The sequence below is a fragment of the Cloacibacterium sp. DMC96 genome (genome assembly GCF_056313765.1).
Genome location: NZ_JBQUZQ010000001.1, coordinates 904,257 through 923,689, shown reverse-complemented (window position 1 = coordinate 923,689; position 19,433 = coordinate 904,257). Strand labels below are relative to the sequence as shown.

18 protein-coding genes are annotated in these 19,433 nt (G+C 32.6%); 9 read left to right on the top strand and 9 right to left on the bottom strand.

Annotated elements, in window-relative coordinates; all coding sequences use genetic code 11:
* Positions 1-99 precede the first annotated feature (99 nt).
* Entirely contained in the window at positions 100-750 is a 651-nt protein-coding gene (gene rpe / locus ACT53I_RS04110; protein ID WP_476078543.1) for a ribulose-phosphate 3-epimerase, read from the top strand.
* 81 nt (positions 751-831) lie between these two features.
* Here rpe and ACT53I_RS04105 read toward each other — a convergent pair whose 3' ends face one another.
* Positions 832-1,251, bottom strand: a complete 420-nt coding sequence (locus tag ACT53I_RS04105) for a nucleoside-diphosphate kinase (RefSeq protein WP_069797495.1) — start codon at positions 1,249-1,251, stop codon at positions 832-834.
* 226 nt (positions 1,252-1,477) lie between these two features.
* Between ACT53I_RS04105 and ACT53I_RS04100 the strand changes: the two genes are divergently transcribed.
* The gene (locus tag ACT53I_RS04100) at positions 1,478-2,128 is read left to right on the top strand and encodes a metal-dependent transcriptional regulator (protein ID WP_476079375.1); all 651 of its coding nucleotides are present in this window, start codon (positions 1,478-1,480) and stop codon (positions 2,126-2,128) included.
* 46 nt (positions 2,129-2,174) lie between these two features.
* Here ACT53I_RS04100 and ACT53I_RS04095 read toward each other — a convergent pair whose 3' ends face one another.
* The 3 genes from ACT53I_RS04095 to ACT53I_RS04085 form a co-directional block, all read right to left on the bottom strand.
* On the bottom strand, positions 2,175-3,563 hold the full coding sequence (locus ACT53I_RS04095; RefSeq protein WP_476078542.1) for a hypothetical protein: 1,389 nt from the start codon (positions 3,561-3,563) through the stop codon (positions 2,175-2,177).
* A 58-nt stretch (positions 3,564-3,621) separates the two neighbouring features.
* Positions 3,622-6,183, bottom strand: a complete 2,562-nt coding sequence (gene gyrA, locus ACT53I_RS04090; protein ID WP_476078541.1) for a DNA gyrase subunit A — start codon at positions 6,181-6,183, stop codon at positions 3,622-3,624.
* Between the two features lie 153 nt (positions 6,184-6,336).
* Positions 6,337-6,708, bottom strand: coding sequence for a DMT family protein (locus tag ACT53I_RS04085; protein ID WP_476078540.1), 372 nt, complete (start codon positions 6,706-6,708; stop codon positions 6,337-6,339).
* Between the two features lie 41 nt (positions 6,709-6,749).
* On the opposite strand from ACT53I_RS04085, the gene ACT53I_RS04080 reads away from it, so the two are divergent.
* Complete coding sequence (locus tag ACT53I_RS04080; protein WP_424306728.1) at positions 6,750-7,064, top strand: DUF4286 family protein; 315 nt, start codon at positions 6,750-6,752, stop codon at positions 7,062-7,064.
* A gap of 37 nt (positions 7,065-7,101) precedes the next feature.
* On the opposite strand, the gene ACT53I_RS04075 is transcribed toward ACT53I_RS04080, so the two are convergent.
* Positions 7,102-7,791, bottom strand: coding sequence for a Bax inhibitor-1/YccA family protein (locus tag ACT53I_RS04075; RefSeq protein WP_476078539.1), 690 nt, complete (start codon positions 7,789-7,791; stop codon positions 7,102-7,104).
* Between the two features lie 47 nt (positions 7,792-7,838).
* On the bottom strand, positions 7,839-8,876 hold the full coding sequence (locus ACT53I_RS04070) for an acyl-CoA reductase (RefSeq protein ID WP_476078538.1): 1,038 nt from the start codon (positions 8,874-8,876) through the stop codon (positions 7,839-7,841).
* A gap of 136 nt (positions 8,877-9,012) precedes the next feature.
* Between ACT53I_RS04070 and ACT53I_RS04065 the strand changes: the two genes are divergently transcribed.
* The 6 genes from ACT53I_RS04065 (at position 9,013) to ACT53I_RS04040 (ending at position 14,575) form a co-directional block, all read left to right on the top strand.
* A complete protein-coding gene (locus ACT53I_RS04065; protein WP_069799317.1) occupies positions 9,013-9,363 on the top strand; it encodes a 4Fe-4S dicluster domain-containing protein in 351 nt (116 codons plus the stop codon).
* A 79-nt stretch (positions 9,364-9,442) separates the two neighbouring features.
* Entirely contained in the window at positions 9,443-10,498 is a 1,056-nt protein-coding gene (gene serC / locus ACT53I_RS04060) for a 3-phosphoserine/phosphohydroxythreonine transaminase (protein WP_476078537.1), read from the top strand.
* 15 nt (positions 10,499-10,513) lie between these two features.
* A complete protein-coding gene (locus tag ACT53I_RS04055; RefSeq protein ID WP_476078536.1) occupies positions 10,514-11,473 on the top strand; it encodes a D-2-hydroxyacid dehydrogenase in 960 nt (319 codons plus the stop codon).
* Positions 11,474-11,547: 74 nt separating this feature from the next.
* Positions 11,548-12,798 (top strand): DUF1015 domain-containing protein, encoded by a 1,251-nt coding sequence (locus ACT53I_RS04050; protein ID WP_213189096.1) that lies wholly within the window; start codon positions 11,548-11,550, stop codon positions 12,796-12,798.
* 59 nt (positions 12,799-12,857) lie between these two features.
* The gene (locus ACT53I_RS04045; protein WP_476078535.1) at positions 12,858-14,222 is read left to right on the top strand and encodes a M20/M25/M40 family metallo-hydrolase; all 1,365 of its coding nucleotides are present in this window, start codon (positions 12,858-12,860) and stop codon (positions 14,220-14,222) included.
* Positions 14,222-14,575 (top strand): diacylglycerol kinase, encoded by a 354-nt coding sequence (locus ACT53I_RS04040; protein WP_476078534.1) that lies wholly within the window; start codon positions 14,222-14,224, stop codon positions 14,573-14,575. Before ACT53I_RS04045 ends, ACT53I_RS04040 begins: the two co-directional genes overlap by 1 nt.
* 6 nt (positions 14,576-14,581) lie before the next feature.
* On the opposite strand, the gene ACT53I_RS04035 is transcribed toward ACT53I_RS04040, so the two are convergent.
* The 3 genes from ACT53I_RS04035 to ACT53I_RS04025 form a co-directional block, all read right to left on the bottom strand.
* Positions 14,582-15,349 (bottom strand): patatin-like phospholipase family protein, encoded by a 768-nt coding sequence (locus ACT53I_RS04035; protein WP_476078533.1) that lies wholly within the window; start codon positions 15,347-15,349, stop codon positions 14,582-14,584.
* Positions 15,350-15,427: 78 nt separating this feature from the next.
* The gene (gene lpdA / locus ACT53I_RS04030) at positions 15,428-16,816 is read right to left on the bottom strand and encodes a dihydrolipoyl dehydrogenase (protein WP_274779298.1); all 1,389 of its coding nucleotides are present in this window, start codon (positions 16,814-16,816) and stop codon (positions 15,428-15,430) included.
* Positions 16,817-17,019: 203 nt separating this feature from the next.
* A complete protein-coding gene (locus ACT53I_RS04025) occupies positions 17,020-19,422 on the bottom strand; it encodes a vWA domain-containing protein (protein WP_476078532.1) in 2,403 nt (800 codons plus the stop codon).
* Between the last annotated feature and the right edge of the window lie 11 nt (positions 19,423-19,433).

Sequence of the window (19,433 nt, the reverse complement as noted above, 5' to 3'; positions counted from 1 at the left end):
AAGCATTCAGCTATCAGCAAAACGCAAAAAAGATAGCAATTCGCTATCTTTTTTTATATCAATACTTTAAAAATCTAAACGAAAGAAGTAAAAAATAAAATGAAAACAAAACTTATTGCACCTTCAGTTTTATCTGCAGATTTTGGGAATTTACAGCGTGATATAGAAATGATCAACCACAGTCAAGCAGATTGGTTTCACGTAGATGTAATGGATGGAAGATTCGTCCCTAATATTTCTTTTGGCTTCCCAGTGATGAAAGCGATTCAAGAACACGCCAAAAAATTTGTTGATGTGCATCTTATGATTGTAGAGCCTGAAAAATATGTAGAAGAATTTATCAATTACGGCGCAGACTTAGTTTCTGTACATTATGAAGCGTGTACACATCTTCACAGAACCATTAATTTCATTCAAGACAAAGGTGCAAAAGCTGGTGTAGTACTTAATCCTTCTACTCCAGTTTGGGTATTAGAAGATATTATTACCGAAGTAGATTTGGTTTTATTGATGAGCGTAAATCCTGGTTTTGGTGGACAAAAATTTATAGAAAACACCTACAAAAAAATCAGAGAAACCAAAGAATTGATTCTGGAGAATAATTCTACAGCGCTCATCGAAATAGACGGCGGTGTAAATACCGAAAACGCTCCAAAACTCTTCGAAGCTGGCGCAGATGTTCTGGTAGCGGGAAATGCTATTTTCGCCAGTGAAAATCCAGAAAGAACAATTGAACTGTTAAAAGTTTAAAATTACTTAAAGAGATATAAAAATAAAAAGTTCGAGAAAATTCTCGAACTTTTTTTATAAATTTTGGGTAAAAATATTTGATTAGAAAATTTCTCTTCCAGAAAAATGGAATTGCGCTTCAATTAGAGCATTTTCATCAGAATCTGAACCATGAACTGCATTTTCGCCTACGCTTCTTGCAAACATCTTTCTAATGGTTCCTTCTGCCGCGTCTGCAGGATTGGTAGCACCGATTAGTTTTCTGAAATCTTCTACTGCATTTTCTTTTTCTAAAACCGCAGCTACGATTGGTCCAGAAGACATAAATTCTACTAATTCTCCGTAGAAAGGTCTTTCTGCATGTACTTCATAGAATTTTTTAGCATCTGCAACTGTTAATTGAGTTAATTTTAATGCTTTGAATGTAAATCCAGCTTCTGCAATTTTCCCTAAAATTGCTCCAATGTGCCCATCTGCAACCGCATCTGGCTTAATCATTGTAAATGTAATGTTACCTGACATAATTTTTTTAAAATATTTTTTGCAAATGTAAGATTTTTTTGTACTTTTGCAAAGGAAACTTATTTCAAAGAGAGCCATTTTCTTTTGGCACGTTATTTGCAATATTAATAACGATTCTCATGTTTAATTTGAGTTTTCATGGTTATTAGTTTTTACCTCCAAGCAATTGGAGGTTTTTTTATGTAAAAATAAAATGTTAGATTTGAAAAATATTACATCTAACAACATGAATTCCCTTACCGAAGAAAACTATTTAAAAGCCATTTTCCATCTATTAGATTCTGAAAATCAGGTTACTGTAAATGAATTAAGCAAATTTTTACAAATCAAAATGCCTTCTGTAAACAGCATGATGAAAAAGTTTGCAGACAAAAATTGGGTAATCTACGAGACCTATAAACCAATAAGAGTAACAGAATTGGGAAGAAAAGAAGCGGCTATAGTGGTAAGAAAACATCGATTAACAGAAATGTTTTTGGTTGAAAAAATGGGATTCGGTTGGGAAAATGTGCACGAAATTGCAGAACAATTAGAACATGTACACTCTGAAGATTTTTTTGACAAGATGGATGAAATCCTCAATTTTCCAAAAGTAGATCCTCATGGTGAACCTATTCCAGACAAAGACGGTATCATTATCACTCAAAATCTTAAAAAACTAAGTGAGTGTAAAATAAATGAAACAGTAATTCTTACTTCTGTGACTATTTCTACAGATGATTTTCTGAATTACCTCAACCAGAGAAATTTAGCTTTAGGTGCAGAAATTTTAATTAAAAATATAGAGAAATTTGATGGTTCTATGCAGATAGATTTTTCAGATAGAACAGAAGTTCTCAGCAAAATGGTTTGTGAGAAACTATTGGTAAAAAAATAAATCCCGAATTTCTTCGGGATTTTATTTTTATGTATTGAAATATCAATTATTTTCCAGCTTTTAGAGCAGCTTCTACTGCTTTCATTTCTTGGAATTTAGCATCATTATGTGAAGTTTGATATAAACCTTTTAATAAAGATACAATTTCTACATCTTTAGGGTTAAGAGAATAAATTTTCTCTGCATAAGGAATAGCCTTGCTTAATTTAGCTCTTCTTTCACCTAATAATTTATTGAATACATCCATTTTTTTTGCTTTTCTAGCTGCATCAATTGCTTCTATTGCTTTATCATCTCCATTTACATAGATATTGAATACCATACCTTGTAGAGCTTCTACATAGTTAGGGTCAATTTCTAAAGATTTTTTGAAATAACCTTCGGCTTCAGCTAATTTGCTTGGATCTTTACTTGCTAAAACTCCTAAATTATACCAAGAAACTTTATCGTTAGGATTTTTAGTAACTTGATCTTTTAGATTAGCCATGAACTGATCCATTTTCCCTGATTTGTAGTAAACCGTACCTTGTTGTTCTGTTAATTTACTACTTTTTGGAAATTTGGCTAATCCTTTATCAATTAATGCTAAAGCAGAATCATAATTTTGATTTTCAATTTCTAAAGCAACCGCTGTTTCATATAATTCTTGTTCAACACTTGGAGTGTTTTCTGTTTTGAAATCAGTATAATCGCCAGTAGCACCCATTTTTTTATAAAGCTCAAAAGAGTTTTTATCAAGATTTTCTACTGCTCCTGTTTTCTTATTTTTTGCTTTATATTCAGTTTTTACACCAGTATAACCTTCATTAATTAACTCATTATAAACCTTAGCAGCTTCTACATTTTTTTGACCTTGAGCATAAGATACACCTGCATAATATTTATATAGTTTATCTTCACTACCTGCTGCAGCTAATAAATTATTTACTTCTAAGAATTTTTTTCCTGCTACTTCATGGTTTTTCGCATTATAAGCAGCCATAGCTTCTTCATTAGCTTTAGTCAAAAGCGGATTAATCTTTGCTCCAAGATTTCCTACTAGTGTAGGTGCGTAAGTTTCTTCTTTAAGATTAGCCACTCCAGATGCATCCGCAGCTTGCTTACCTACGTAATACACTTTTTGTTTCTCTGCGTTCTTACCTACATAAATTTTAGATTTTCCAAGTGCAGTGATATTCGCTAATACTTCTGCACCTTCAGAAACTTTACCTGTATTTAAAAGTCCAAGACCTTTAGCATAATAATATTGTTCTAAAATGGTAGGCTCTAAAAGGTAAGTTTTACCACCTAAAATTGCATCTGCAGCACCAATCTGTGTATTTGCTGTAGCAGTATCATTTGCTTCGATTGCTTTGAAAGCAGCTGAAATTTCTTTTTTTTGTCCAAATGAAAAACCAAAGGCAATAACTGCTGCACTTAAAATTATTTTTTTCATAATGTAAAAATTAAATTTTTAAAAAAGGACAAGTTTATGGCTTGTCCTCAATATAATACTATTCTTCTTCGTTCTTATTTAATGTATCTTCTTGAGATTCTAGAGGAGCTTGATTCTGAGTTTCTTCGTCGTTATTCTCTACTGTCTCTTCAGTTTCTTCTTCTACTTCTTTGTCCATCATTACTTTTGCTACAGCAGCAATCTCGTCATTATTTTTCAAATTAATCATTCTTACTCCTTGAGTATTTCTACCCATTACTCTTAGGTCGTCCATTCCCATTCTGATGGCAACTCCAGATTTATTGATAATCATCAAACCATCTTCATCTGTAACCGACTGAATCGCAATAAGATTTCCTGTTTTTTCAGTAATATTAAGCGTGATTACTCCTTTTCCACCTCTATTGGTAATTCTATAATCTTCTACTGCGGTACGTTTACCATATCCTTTCTCCGAAACGACCAATACCGTTTCATTCTCGATATCATTTACCACAATCATGCCAATTACTTCATCTCCATCAGATAAATCTACACCACGCACTCCAATAGAACTTCTACCAACTGCTCTTACTTTCTCTTCTGGGAATCTGATACATTTACCATCTTTAGTCGCAATCATGATTTCAGAAGTTCCTGTAGTTAATTTAGCTTCTAATAATTGGTCATCTTCTCTAATTTCAATAGCGTTAATACCATTTACTCTAGGTCTAGAATATTGCTCAAGAGAAGTTTTCTTGATGATACCATTTTTAGTCACCATTACTACATACATAGAATTTACATAATCTACATCTTTTAGATCATTGGTTCTGATGTATGCTCTGATTTTATCATCTGGTTCTATGTTAATTAAGTTCTGAACTGCTCTTCCTTTCGCTGTTTTAGAACCTTCAGGAATTTCGAAAACTCTTAACCAGAAACATTTTCCTTTTTCGGTGAAGAACATCATGTATTGGTGATTCGTCGCCGAAACAATGTATTCTAAGAAATCTGCATCTCTAGTGGTAGCAGCTTTGTTACCAACTCCACCTCTACTTTGAACTTTATATTCAGAAAGTGGTGTTCTCTTAATATAACCAGCGTGAGAAATTGTAAGAACTACTTTTTCGTCTGGAATTAAGTCTTCGATAGACATTTCTCCACCTGAATAATCTATTTCTGAACGTCTTTCGTCACCGTATTTTTCTTTAATTTCCAGCAATTCATCTTTGATGATTTGGTATCTTCTTGGTTCATTAGTCAAGATATCTTCCAAATCTTTTATTAAAGCCATAATTTCTTCATATTCAGCTCTAATTTTATCAAGCTCCATTCCTGTTAAACGAGCTAGACGTAAATCTAGAATCGCTTGAGCTTGAATTTCTGAAAGTTCAAATTCTGCAATTAATCCTTCTTTCGCTTCTTGTGGATTTGCAGAATGACGAATAATCGCGATGGCTTTATCAAGAGATTCTTGCGAACCAATTACCTTCATAAAACCTTCTAAAATATGCGCTCTTTCTTTTGCTTTTCTAAGTTCATATTCCGTTCTTCTCACAATCACTTCGTGACGGTGGTCTACAAAATGATGAATAATATCTTTTAGATTTAATTGTTCTGGTCTACCATGAACTAAAGCGATATTATTAACAGAGAAAGAAGTCTGAAGCGAAGTGTATTTATACAATAAGTTAAGAACAACATTTGGAATCGCATCGTTCTTCAATTCATAAACTACTCTAAGACCATTTCTGTCAGACTCATCTCTGATTTCATAAATTCCAGGAATTTTTTCATCTTTTACCAATTCTGCAGTTCTGGCAATCATCTCTGCTTTATTCACTTGGTAAGGGATTTCGGTAACGATGATGGCATTTCTATTGCCTATTTCCTCAAAACTTACTTTAGCTCGAAGCACAATTCTTCCTCTTCCTGTATGGAAAGCATCTCTTACTCCTTCATAGCCATAAATAATACCACCTGTTGGAAAATCTGGAGCAATAATATGCTTCATCAATTCATCAATAGTGATTTCTTTATTATCAATGTAAGCGCAAATTGCATCTACAGCTTCAGATAAATTGTGTGGCGCCATATTGGTAGCCATACCTACAGCAATCCCCGAAGTTCCGTTTACTAAAAGATTAGGAATTTTGGTAGGAAGAACTTTTGGCTCAGTTAATGAATCATCAAAGTTATTCTGAAAATCTACCGTTTCTTTATCTAAATCAGAAAGAATTTCGTCTGAAATTTTCTTTAATCTCGCTTCGGTGTAACGCATTGCAGCTGGTGGATCTCCGTCCATAGAACCGAAGTTACCTTGACCATCTACTTGCGGATAACGCAAACTCCATGGTTGCGCCATTCTCACCATCGCATCATAAACTGAAGAATCTCCATGAGGGTGATATTTACCTAAAACATCCCCTACAATTCTTGCAGATTTTAAATATTTTCTGTTCGAAAAAACGCCCAAACCATACATCCCGTATAAAACTCTTCTGTGAACAGGTTTTAAGCCGTCTCTTACATCTGGTAACGCTCTGGAAACAATTACCGACATTGAGTAATCAATGTAAGAGGATTTCATTTCATCAACGATGTTGATAGGAATTAGTCTTTCTCCTTCTTTATGCATACTTTATTTTTTAATTATTTGAAAATCAAGCTTATAACAAAATAAACTGATTTCTAAATTTTTCAATTTTAAATAACGCACGAATATACGAAAAAATGCCGAAAAAATTGACGGAAATTCACAATTTGTTATCCACAAATAAGCTAATATTTATCATTTTTTGAAAACAAAATAAACCGCCAAAACCAAACAGATAAAAGCCGCTAAATGATTCCATTTAAACGATTCATTTTTAAAGAAAAACACTGCAAATACGGTAAAAACAACCAGCGTAACTACTTCTTGTATAATTTTCAACTGAAACAAGGTAAAAGGACCACCATTTTCTCTAAAACCCAATCTATTAGCTGGGACTTGAAAGATGTACTCAAACAAGGCAAAACCCCAACTAATCAAAATAACTGACCAAAGTACAGATTTTTTCATCCAACCCCATTCTTGAAATTTGAGATGACCATACCACGCAAACGTCATGAAAATATTAGAAATCAATAAAAGTAGAACGGTGAGAATTCCTTTTGTCATTTTTGAGTATTTTTGCAAAATAATTTCCAAAAATAAGAAAAATGAGCATTTTAAGCATAACATTCCATACTGTAGAAAGCCAATTGCAGACTTGGGAACAGTATTTAGAGAATGAATTGATGACTTTAGTTGAAAACTTTATAGACGTAGAAAAATACATTCTTTCTGAAGTAAATACCGAAATGCTTACCGAAGGCAAGAACACTAACCTCCTTCTCATCTTCGAAAGTGATGAAAAAAGACAAGAATTCACAGAAACTGAACTCTACAATCTTTCTGAAATAATCGCTCGAAAATTCGGGGAAAGCGTGATGATTTTCAAAACAGAATTAAACGAAAAAAAATCCAGATTTTAAATAATCTGGATTTTTTTTAATTTTATTTTAAATTGGTTTATTTTCTACTTGATAGAATTCTTAAAATATACCAGAAAAGAAGCATGATTGAAGCAAATAATTGTAGTGACGCTCCTACATATTGATTAGGAGAATAAACATCTTTTAATTTCTGTGTTTCGTATAAAATACTTGCCGAAGCCAATAAAACCATTCCTAGTGAAAACCATAATCCTAAATTAAATCCAAAAAGGATTGCAATTACGATTAATCCTAGAGAAACAAAACCTCCTATTACAATAACATTTTTCAGGAAAGAAAAATCCTTATTGCTTAAAAAAGCAACAGCTGTTAAGCCTCCAAATAAAGCTAAAGTAAGGAGCGCAGCTTGTTTTAAAACCTCTATACTTTCTGTGTACACTACAGCCAAATAAATCATAGGCAAAAAGATAATCGCTTCTAGTAAAACATAAAAAGCTAAGCCTAAATACTGAACATTTTTACTTTGAGAAAGCGTCCATTTATTCGCTAATGTAGAACCTAACCAAAATAACCCCAAAATGAATAACCAAGCAAATTTTTGAGAAACCATCGCAATGATATACTCTTCTGGAATGTTGAATAATAAAATGTATTCTACCAACGCAAATGCTAAAAGTGCAAAAGCAACATGTAAATACGTTTTTTTGTAGAATTCTCCTTTCTCAATATCAGTAGCTTGAGAAACTAATGTAGTTTGAATTTCCATAGATATTTGTTTTTAAAAATTTTAATTGTTAAAAATAGAAAAAATATTTATACCACACTTAAAAAAGCCATCGTATCAATATTATCTGCATAAGTATTGAGACTAGGATTTTGAGCATCTCCAAAGTTTACAGAATTTTCTATCCCCAATTCTGGTTTTGCTACCACACACTGAATATTTGATTCATTTTCCACGAGAAAAGCGTGAACTTCTTCTACACTTTCGTATCTGCTGAAATTAAGCACAGAAAGCGGCGAAAATAGCGCATTATCTTCTTTGAGCATCACAAAATTATTATCCCAAAAATTTTCTAGATTCAAGAGATAAATTGCTTTGTTATAATCATAGTTATTGGCATATTTATGATGATTAATTACGTCTTTGAAACCTAAAAAGTTTTCAAAAAGTCTGCTTAATTCATAATCTTTCGGGATAAGAAGTCTCGTTACATTTCTACAACCTAAACCAAAATATCTGAAAATATCTTCTGCCAATAATTGCAATTCTTCATCAGTTTCATCTCCTTTAATTACCGCTACGGAAGTTCTGTTTTTTCTAATAATAGACAAAGCATCTTTAAAATAATATTCTAAATATCTCGCCGTATTATTACTTCCTGTAGCAATTACCGCATCATATTCCGTCAATCTTTCTACGATTTGAAATTCTAAATTCCACTCAGAAAATTCACCCCATTTTTTCAAAAAGAAAGGCAAAAGAAGCCTATCTTTAGAAGAAAGTTTAATCAACGGAATATGATTACTTAGAATCACACACATCACGTCATGAAAGCCTACCAAAGGAATATTTCCCGCCAAAATCAATCCTACTTTTTTAGATATTTGAGAAACCTGATATTCTGCAAGCCAATTTTTTATATTTTCTTCGGTTAAAATATCTGCCCAATTTTTAAAACAAAACCTTATGTTTTCTTGAGTAAACCAAGGGTTTTCTACCTCGCTTCGTCTCATTAATGCGGCTAGTTCTTGCTCATCATGAGTATAATCAATTTCTGATTTTTGTAAAAACTGTTGAAGATAATGTCCTAATTTACTTAAACCCTGTATTTTGAGATCTTGTTTCATTTTATTTATTTAATCCTATTATTTTTGCACTTATTATTAAAAATTACCTCAAAAAAGATAAGTTTTACCATGCAAAACTTTTCCAAATCAACTGAAATTTACTAATTTTGTGCAAATTTAAAAAAAATACCTAGCAATGGCTATTATAATAACAGACGAATGTATTAATTGTGGAGCTTGCGAACCAGAATGCCCTAATAACGCGATTTATGAAGGAGCTGTAGACTGGAAAGCTTCAGACGGAACCAGTTTAAAAGGAACCGTAACTTTGAAATCAGGTTTAACAATGGATGCTAATGCGCCTCAAAGACCTGTAAGTGATGATGTTTACTACATTGTTCCAGATAAGTGCACCGAATGTAAAGGTTTCCACGAAGAACCACAATGCGCAGCGGTTTGTCCGGTAGACTGTTGTGTTCCAGATGACAACCATGTAGAAACGGACGCAGAACTTTTAGGTAAAAAAGCATTTTTACACGGCGAATAAAAATTAAAAAAATCCCGCTTCATTCTGCATGAGCGGGATTTTTTGTTTCAATAAAATTACTATCATTCTCAATAAAAATATGAAAAAACATAATTTCAGTGCAGGCCCCTGCATTCTCCCTCAAGAAGTTTTCCAAAAATCAGCAGAAGCTATTTTAGACTTTAACGGAATGGGACTTTCAATTTTAGAAATATCTCACCGTAGCAAAGACTTTATCGCAGTAATGGATGAAGCCAGAGCCATCGTAAAAAGATTAATGAATCTTAATGATGACTACGAAGTATTATTTTTAGGTGGAGGCGCAAGTTTACAATTTGCGATGGTTCCATTTAACTTGATGAAAGAAAACGGAAAAGCTGCTTATTTAGATTCTGGGAACTGGGCTGCCAATGCAATTAAAGAAGCCAAAAAATTAGGAACAGTAGATATAATCGGTTCTTCTAAGGAAGAAAATTATTCTTACATTCCAAAAATTGAAGAAGTAGGTGCAGAATATGATTATTTCCACTGCACTTCTAACAATACCATCTATGGAACTCAAATCAAAGATTTTCCAAAAGCCAATACGTTAATGGTTTCTGACATGAGTTCGGATATTTTCTCTAGAGTGATTGATTATTCTAAATTTGACCTAATCTATGCAGGTGCTCAAAAAAATATGGGACCAGCTGGAACTACTCTAGTGGTGGTAAAAAAAGAAATTCTAGGAAAATCAGGCAGAGTTATTCCTTCATACTTAGATTACGCTCAACATGTAGCGAAAGAATCTATGTTTAATACGCCACCAGTTTTTGCAGTATATGCTTCACTAATTACCCTACAATGGTTAGAAAACAATGGCGGAATAGCTGCTGCAGAAGAAAGAAATATTGCTAAAGCGAAACTTCTTTATGATGAAATAGACAGAAATCAATTATTTGAATGTTTCTGCGTTCCAGAAGATAGAAGTTTAATGAATGTTTCATTCAAAATTACAGACGAATCTAAAAAAGAAGCTTTTGACAACGCTTGGAAAGCTGCTGGAATCAATGGATTAAACGGACACAGAAGTTTAGGTGGTTACAGAGCAAGTCTTTACAATGCATTACCAATAGAAAGCGTACAGGTTTTGGTAGATGTTATGAAATCTATTTAAAATCTAAAGAAAAATATGAAAATTTTAGCAAACGACGGTATTTCAAATTCTGGAGAAGAAGTTTTAAAAGAAGCTGGATTAAATCTTCTTGACAACAGAGTTTCTCAGGAACACCTCATTCCTTTTATCAATGAAAATCAAGTTGAAGTTTTATTGGTTAAAAACGCTACACAAGTAACTAAAGAACTTATAGATGCTTGTCCGAGTTTGAAAATTGTAGGAAAAGGTGGCGAATCAATGGATAATATAGATGTAGAATACGCCAAATCTAAAGGAATTCATGTCATTAATACTCCAAACGCTTTTGCTAAATCTGTAGCCGAATTAGTTTTTGCACATTTTCTGACTTTGATTAGATTTTTGCACGATTCTAATAGAAATATGCCTTTAGAAGGTGATTCTAAATTTGCGTTTCTCAAAAAATCTTACGAAAAAGCAACAGAACTTTCAGGCAAAACGCTAGGAATTATTGGTTTTGGTAACATCGGAAAAGAAGTTGCCAAAATAGGAATAGGTCTTGGAATGAAAATTATTTTCTACACCAGAAAACCTAAAACAGATACCATTTCTTTAGAATTTTTTGACGGAAGAACTATTGATTTTGAATTCACTTCTACCAATGATATGGAAGCGTTTCTAAGAGAGCTAGATTTCATCAGCATTAATACTTCAGAAACTAATGAATATATAATAGATACGCCAGAATTTGAAATGATGAAAGATGGCGTTTTCATTGTAAATACTGCAAAAGGTGGTGTAATCAATGAAGTAACACTCATTGATTATATAGAAAATAAAAAAGTAGCGGGAGCTGCTCTAGATGTTTTCGAAACCGAACCAAAACCGGAAATTCAGATTCTGATGAATCCTTCGCTTTCGCTTTCTCCGCATGTTGGTGGAAGCACTTTAGAAGCCCAAGAAAGAATAGGAACAGAATTAGCACAACAAATTATTGACTTACAAAAACTTATATAATTTAAAAATTTATTATATTCGCAAAATTTAAAAAATTAAACTATATAAAACCTCAAATTAATTAAACGTAGAACATGCCAGTTTTTAAACCATTTAGAGGAGTTAGACCGCACCCTGATTATATTGATAAATTCCCAACTCATCCTTTGGATAATTTTACGCAGGAAGAAATCAATAAAAAAGCGACGGAAGACTCTTCTTACATACAGATGATTAAACCATATGTATGCAGCAAATCGAAAGATGTTGATAGAAATCTACGAAAAGTAAGAAGCAATTACGAAGAAATGTTGGGCGACAATAAACTTCTTCAAGACAGCTCTTCTTATTATTTGTATGAACAAATTTTACCCAATAAATCTGTTTTCAGAGGATTATTAGGATTGACAAGTGTGGAAGATTTCTGGAACGGAAAAATTAAAAAACATGAATCTACCCTTACTTATAAAAAAGAAAAACTAGCTCATTTCTTAGAGAAAGTTTCACTTCAAGCAGAACCAGTTCTTCTTACCTATCAAGCTAATTCTAAAATAGAATTACTGATGAATCACGAAGAAAAAAACGTTCCCATCATTAATCATACAGACGAAACTGGAGTAAGACATAAAGTATGGAGAATAGACAATCGTCTAAAACTTCAGCAATTTAAAGAAGTAATAGACCAAATTGATTCTTTTTATGTAGCAGATGGTCACCACAGAATTGCGTCTGCAGCATTATACGCTCAAAAACACAAAGAAAAAAACAAAAGACATAATGGCAATGAACCTTATAATTTTGTTTTCAGTTTTATTGTTTCTAGTCAATCGATTAAAATTAATGACTATAACAGAGTTGTAAAAGATTTAAACGGAAATTCTGAAGAAGAATTTTTACAAAAAGTATCAGAGAACTTCCTAATCCACGAAAAAGGTGAAAACGCTTACTATCCTTCACAGAAATTCCACATTTCTATGTATTTAGGCGGTAAATTTTATTCACTGCACGTAAAACATAATCTCAGAGATTTAGACCAAGGATTAGACAATGTAGACCATCATTTATTAGACAAATACATTTTTAAACCTATTCTCGGAATTAATGATTATGAGGAAGAAGAAAACAGCAAAATGAATTTTGTAAAAGGAAATTCTAATATTGAAGGCATCATCAAGCTTAAAGAACAAGTAGATTCTGGCGATTATTCCGTTGGCTTTGGATTGTTCCCAGTAAGTTTTAATGATATTACCAAACTAGCAAATCAGAATTTACAAATGCCTCCAAAATGTACTTACATAGAGCCAAAATTGGTTACTGCACTGTTAATGTACGACATGGATTGGTAATTTTTCTTGATTTATTACAAAAAAATAGTACTTTTAGATTTCCAAAAAGAAATCACAACATGAAGAAACTACTTTATATACTTCCGCTCTTTTTGGGCGGATTTTTTTGGTCTCAAAATTTCAAGCAAGATTCTCTTCAATTCAAGAAAATTTCAGACGAAATTTTGGTCAATGGTAAATCTTATGAAGACCTTAGAGAATTGACCAAAGACATTGGCAGCAGATTATCCGGAAGCAGTAATTACGAAAAATCTGCAGACTGGGCGATGAAAAAACTGCTAGAAGCTGGTGCAGACCAAGTTTGGTTTCAACCTGTAATGGTAAACGTATGGACTCGCGGTGATGAATCTTTAAAATTAAAAGTGAATCACGGAAAATGGAAAGAAGTAAAGATGCTTTCCTTAGGCAATTCTGAAGGAACCAAAGGTAAAGATTTAGAAGGAGAAGTAATTTTAGTAAAAACTTTAGAAGATTTCGAAAAATTACCAGATTATGCTGTAAAAGATAAAATTGTGTTTTTCAACTATGCCTTTAAACAAGAGTTTGTGGTAACTGGACAAGCTTATGGAGACGCTGGAAAATACAGAAGAGTTACTCCATCTGAAGTAGCAAAAAAAGGCGGAAAAGCGGTAATTATTCGTTCACTTACTTCTTCTTTTGACGATGTTCCTCATACTGGTTCTACTCGTTACGAAGACGGAATTCCTAAAATTCCTGCTGTAGCTATCGGTGCAGAATCTGCGGATTATTTAGAAGAAATTTTACTCAAAAAACAAAAAGTTCAAGCCGTTCTCAATTCTAATTGTGGAATGAATGGTCAAATGATGACCAAATCTGTCATTGGCGAAATCAAAGGAAAATCAGACGAAAAAGTAATTGTAGTTGGCGCACATCTTGATTCTTGGGATGTAGGTGAAGGCGCTCATGATGATGGTGCTGGAATTGTACAAAGTATAGAAGTTCTAAGAACTTTCAAAAATTTAAAACTCAAAAATAATCATACCATAAGAGTTGTTTGTTTTGCCAATGAAGAAAATGGCGTAAGAGGTGGAAGAACTTATATGGAAACGGTAAAAAAATCTGAAGAACCGCACGTTTTTGCTCTAGAAAGTGACAGTGGAGGTTTTACACCGAGAAGTTTTAGCTTAGGAATGCATCCTGACAAAGCCAAATCTATGAAATCTTGGGAAAAACTTTTTAACCCATACGGAATTTATGAATTTGCAGGAGACCATTCTGGCGTAGACATAGAGCCATTGAGAGAACTTAAAATTCCTGCATCTGGATTGGTAACAGATTCACAAAGATATTTTAACATTCATCATACTCCAGAAGACACTTTCGAAAAAGTAAATCGCAGAGAATTATTATTGGGAACTGTGGTTATGACACAACTTATTTACATGGTTGATAAAAATTGGTAATGAAAAGACCTCCGTTTTACAAAAGTGTTTATTATGCTTTCAAAGGACTTTTTTGGATGCTAAAAACCGAAAGAAATTTTCAGTTAGAAGTTTTAGCACTTGTTATTAATTTATTTTTAATTGTTTATTTTCAATTAAATTCTACAGATACTGTTTTAATTTTTATCGTTTGTTTTTTAGTCCTCATTGCGGAAATCATCAATACAGCTATTGAAAAAATTTGTGATTTCATAGAACCACATTTCAATGAAAAAATAGGCTTAATCAAAGATTTAGCAGCAGCAAGTGTAGTAACAGCTACTCTACTTTCCTTAATTACAGGAGTTTTAGTCTATTCGAAATATGTTTTTTAGAAAATTTTAAAAATTTTCGGGGAAAGTTTTTACGGCTTCGTCATAACCTAGCTTATAGATTTCGTCCATTCGGGCTTTATTGCTCTCGAACATTCCATAATTGGATAATTCTTTGGGAGAGATAAACCAATCACAATCTTTGAATTTATAATTTTCTACACTATGGCTCAGCAATTCATAAGCTCTGGTAGAAACAGCTTTGATGCTGTTTAGCTGTTTGCCTTCAATATCTTGTAGTGGCGAAACATATACTCCAATTAGTTTTTCACATTTCTCTCTGATGAGATTTGAAGGAAAATTATTCAAAATTCCGCCATCACTCAACAACATTTCATCTTTTTGGAACGGACTGGTCAAACCAGGAACCGAACATGAAGCTATAATCGCATCAAGCAAATAAGTGTCTCCATCAAAAACGTGCGTAACGCCTTGAACCAAATCAGTCGCTGTAATAAGCAATTCTAATTTTAAATCTTTAATTTTAATTTCTCCAATAATGGGTTTCAAGTACAATCTAAAAACTTCAGAATTGATAAATCCTGGTTTAGTAAGCGTAAAATGTTTCCAATTGAAAAAATAAACCGATTTAAAAAAATCTAAAATCTCATCAGGAGACTTCCCGAAAGTATATAATCCTCCTACAATTGCACCAGCACTCGTTCCTGCAATGACTTCTGGAAAAATATTTTTTTCTTCTAAAAATTTCAATGCACCAGCTTCGGCAATTCCTTTAGTTCCACCACCTGAAAGTACTAACCCGATTTCTTTCTTCATATTATTATTAGTTTCATTTGTTAAAATTAAAAAAACCACAGCAAAAACTGTGGTTTTTTTGTATTTATTACATAAATATTAAATGTGAATCACTTCTCCGTAAGCAGCAGCTACAGCTTCCATAATTGCCTCAGAAACAGTTGGATGTGGGTGAATAGATTTGATGATTTCGTGACCAGTAGTTTCTAATTTTCTAGCAACCACCGCTTCTGCTACCATATCTGTAACACCGTCTCCAATCATGTGGCAACCTAACCATTCTCCGTATTTTGCATCAAAAATTACTTTGATGAAACCATCTGTATTACCATTTGCGGTAGCTTTACCAGATGCTGAAAGCGGGAATTTACCAACTTTAATTTCGTATCCTTTTTCTTTAGCTTGTTTTTCAGTTAAACCAACAGATGCAATTTCTGGATGACAGTAAGTACAACCTGGAATGTTTCCGTAGTCAATTGTTTCTACGTGCATTCCTTTGATTTTCTCTACACAAGTAATTCCTTCTGCTGAAGCTACGTGAGCCAAAGCTTGAGTAGGAATAATGTCACCAATTGCATAATAACCAGGAACAGAAGTTTGGTACCATTCATTTACCAAAACTCTACCCTTGTCTGTAGCAATTCCTACTTCTTCTAAACCAATATTTTCAATATTTGCAGCAATACCCACCGCTGAAAGTAGAATATCTGCTTCTAATGTAATGTTTCCATCTTTGGTTTTCACATTGGCTTTAACACCGTTTCCAGAAGTATCTACAGATTCTACAGATGCATTGGTCATGATATCAATTCCAGATTTTTTAAGAGATTTTTCTAAGTGTTTAGAAATTTCTTCATCTTCTACAGGAACGATATTTGGCATGAATTCTACAATTGTCACTTTAGTTCCCATTGTATTATAAAAATCTGCGAACTCTACTCCGATTGCTCCAGAACCTACTACAATCATAGATTTAGGTTGAGTAGGCAATGACAAAGCTTGTCTGTAACCAATTACTTTTACTCCATCTTGTGGAAGATTTGGTAATTCTCTAGAACGAGCTCCAGTAGCTATGATAATATGATTAGCAGCGTATTCTGTAACTTTTCCTTCTTTGTCTGTTACCGAAACTTTTTTGCCTTTTTGTACTTTGGCAGTTCCCATGATAACGTCAATTTTATTCTTCTTCATCAAGAAAGAAATTCCGCCACTCATTTTAGTAGCAACTCCTCTACTTCTAGCAATTACATTAGGAAAATCAAAACTTCCCTCTACTTTATTAAGACCGTAATCTTCGGCGTGTTTTATATAGTTAAAAACTTGAGCAGATTTAAGTAATGCTTTGGTAGGAATACACCCCCAGTTTAAACAAATACCACCTAGATTTTCTTTTTCTATGATAGCAGTTTTAAAACCTAATTGTGATGCTCTAATTGCGGTTACGTAACCACCAGGTCCAGAACCTATAACAATAATATCGTAATTCATTTCGAGATTAAATTTTTGCGAATTTACGGAATTTTTCAGAAAATTCGGGTTTTACTATGATATAAATATGATTTTTTAAAACAAAAGTTTAGCTCTTTTTTATAAAAAATCTATTCTGAAATCTACCTTTCATAAAAAGCAATAGATTTAGCAACATCATAATTCCAAAAAAAACTGAAGTATTTCTACTCCAGTTTGTAATATTAATTTTTTATGGATTTGTAACTCTCCATCAATCTTATAAATTCTGCTCTGTAACCATCTTCATCACTAGATTTCCCTTGTTTTGCCAAGTTGATAATATCCTCTAAATTTTTATTAGAAATGTATTGAGAATCTCTCAGAACCAAACCAAACCAAGCTACTGCATTAGCAAATCTAAAATCTAAAGAAGCAGAATTAATCTCTTTTTGAGAATTAGAAACTGTTTGAATTAATTCTTTACTCTCTTCTTCATTTGGCTTTTTATATCTGAATTTTATAGTTGCCAATTCACTTCCTAGATTGTCTTTTGTTTTTACTTCAGTATATTTTAAATCGCTTCCTTTTGGTAAAAATTCAGAGGTTGAATTTGCAGGAATAATTTCGTACAAAGCGGTTACCGTATGCCCGATTCCTAATTCTCCGGCATCTATTTTATCATTTATGAAGTCTTCTGTTTTCAGTTTTCTACTTTCATAACCAATTAATCTATAAGCTTTTACTAATTTCGGATTAAATTCAATTTGAATTTTAACATCTTTTGCAATTGCATACATACTCCCCGCAAATTCTTTTCCTAAAAATTTATTTGCCTCTTGAATATTATCAATATATGCATAATTTCCGTTTCCTTTATCTGCCAACATTTCTAAGCGATTGTCTTTGTAATTTCCCATTCCAAAACCAAGACAAGTCAAGAAAACACCAGATTTTCTTTTATTTTCAATCATTGCTTTCAAATCTTCATTATTAGAAACGCCTACATTAAAATCGCCATCAGTTGCGAGAATTACTCGATTGTTTCCATTTTTCACAAAATTTTCTTCTGCTAATTTATAGGCTGTAATTATACCTTCTGCACCAGCTGTACTTCCACCAGATTGTAGATTTTCTAGGGCGGTCATAATTTTTTCTTTTTGTGAAGCCGATGTTGGTTCCAGGGCAATTCCTGCGTTTCCTGCATAAGTAACAATGGCTACTTTATCTTGAGGACGAAGTCTTTCTAATAAAACTTTAAAAGATGACTTTAATAATGGTAATTTATTGGCGGCATTCATAGAACCAGAAATATCTATCAAAAAAACCAAATTAGAACTTGGTAAGTTTTTTTCTACCAAAGTTTTCCCTTGTAAACCAATTTTTAGAATTTTATGTTGAGGATTCCAAGCGCAATCATTGTATTCAGAATGAATAGAAAATGGCTCATTTACTGAAGGTTGCGGATAATTATATTTGAAATAATTAATCATTTCTTCAATTCTCACTGCATTTTTATCTACTATCTGTCCATTGTTTATCATTCTTCTAATATTAGAATATGCTGCATTATCTACATCAATAGAAAAAGTAGACAGCGGTTGACTTGTAGATAATTCAAATGGATTTTCTTCCCAAGAATCATAAGACTCATTATTATTTTGAGGACTAAAACTTGTAATCGTTTTAATATCCTTATCCGACAAACCTTTAGTATCTATTACAACGACCCCATTTAAACCTCTACTTCCGTAAAGAGAAGTTGCAGCATTGTCTTTCAGAATATTAACGGATTTGATTTTGTCTGATGAAATTTTTTGTAAATCTACATTTTCATAAGGTGTTCCATCTATTACATAAAGTGGTTTAGATGATGATTCTATAGAACGTACTCCTCTAATTACAATACTTTTATTTGGAATATTAGGTGCGTTAATAGAAATTTGTAACCCAGCAACTTTGCCTTGAAGTTGAGAAGCGACATTTATTTCAGAAGCATATCCCAAAGATTGTTCTTTTCTTTTAATTCCCATTGCTGTAACAACCAATTCATTTATATTTTTAGTTTTAGCTCTTGACAAACTATTTTCTTGATTTTGAAATGGTATAGCAGAAACTGCGGGAGTTTCTATTTTTTTTAAATAGTATTCATCAGTTGTATACTTGCTATTTTTCATATATTCTAAATCAACCGTTTTCATCTTCTCTGGAACAATATTCTGAATAATTTCTACAGTATTATCTGAATTTGAAGTATTTTGATAAGCTAAAATTTCTTTAGTAACTATAGGATTTTTCTTAATTCGCTCTTGAATTTCTTCATCTAACTTATGTACATCTGACTGTGGTTTATTAATAATATTGGATTTCGCAGAACTTTCAGGTGAAGTTTCTTGTTGCGCAATAACTGGTTTTACTGGCAAATCTTCTTTTTGATTGTACAAATACAAAACACCCAATCCTATTACTAAAGTAGCCGCAATTCCGGAAGGAAACCAAATCGGAAGGATTCTTTTCTTTTCTTTTTTTTCTAGTTTTTGTTCTACTTTGTCCCAAACTTTTTCAAATCCGGGGAAATTAGTATTCTCTTCAGCTTTTTTGCTTTCGCTATTGAATAAATCGTCTATATTTTTATTAAAATTTTCCATTTTTTAAGATT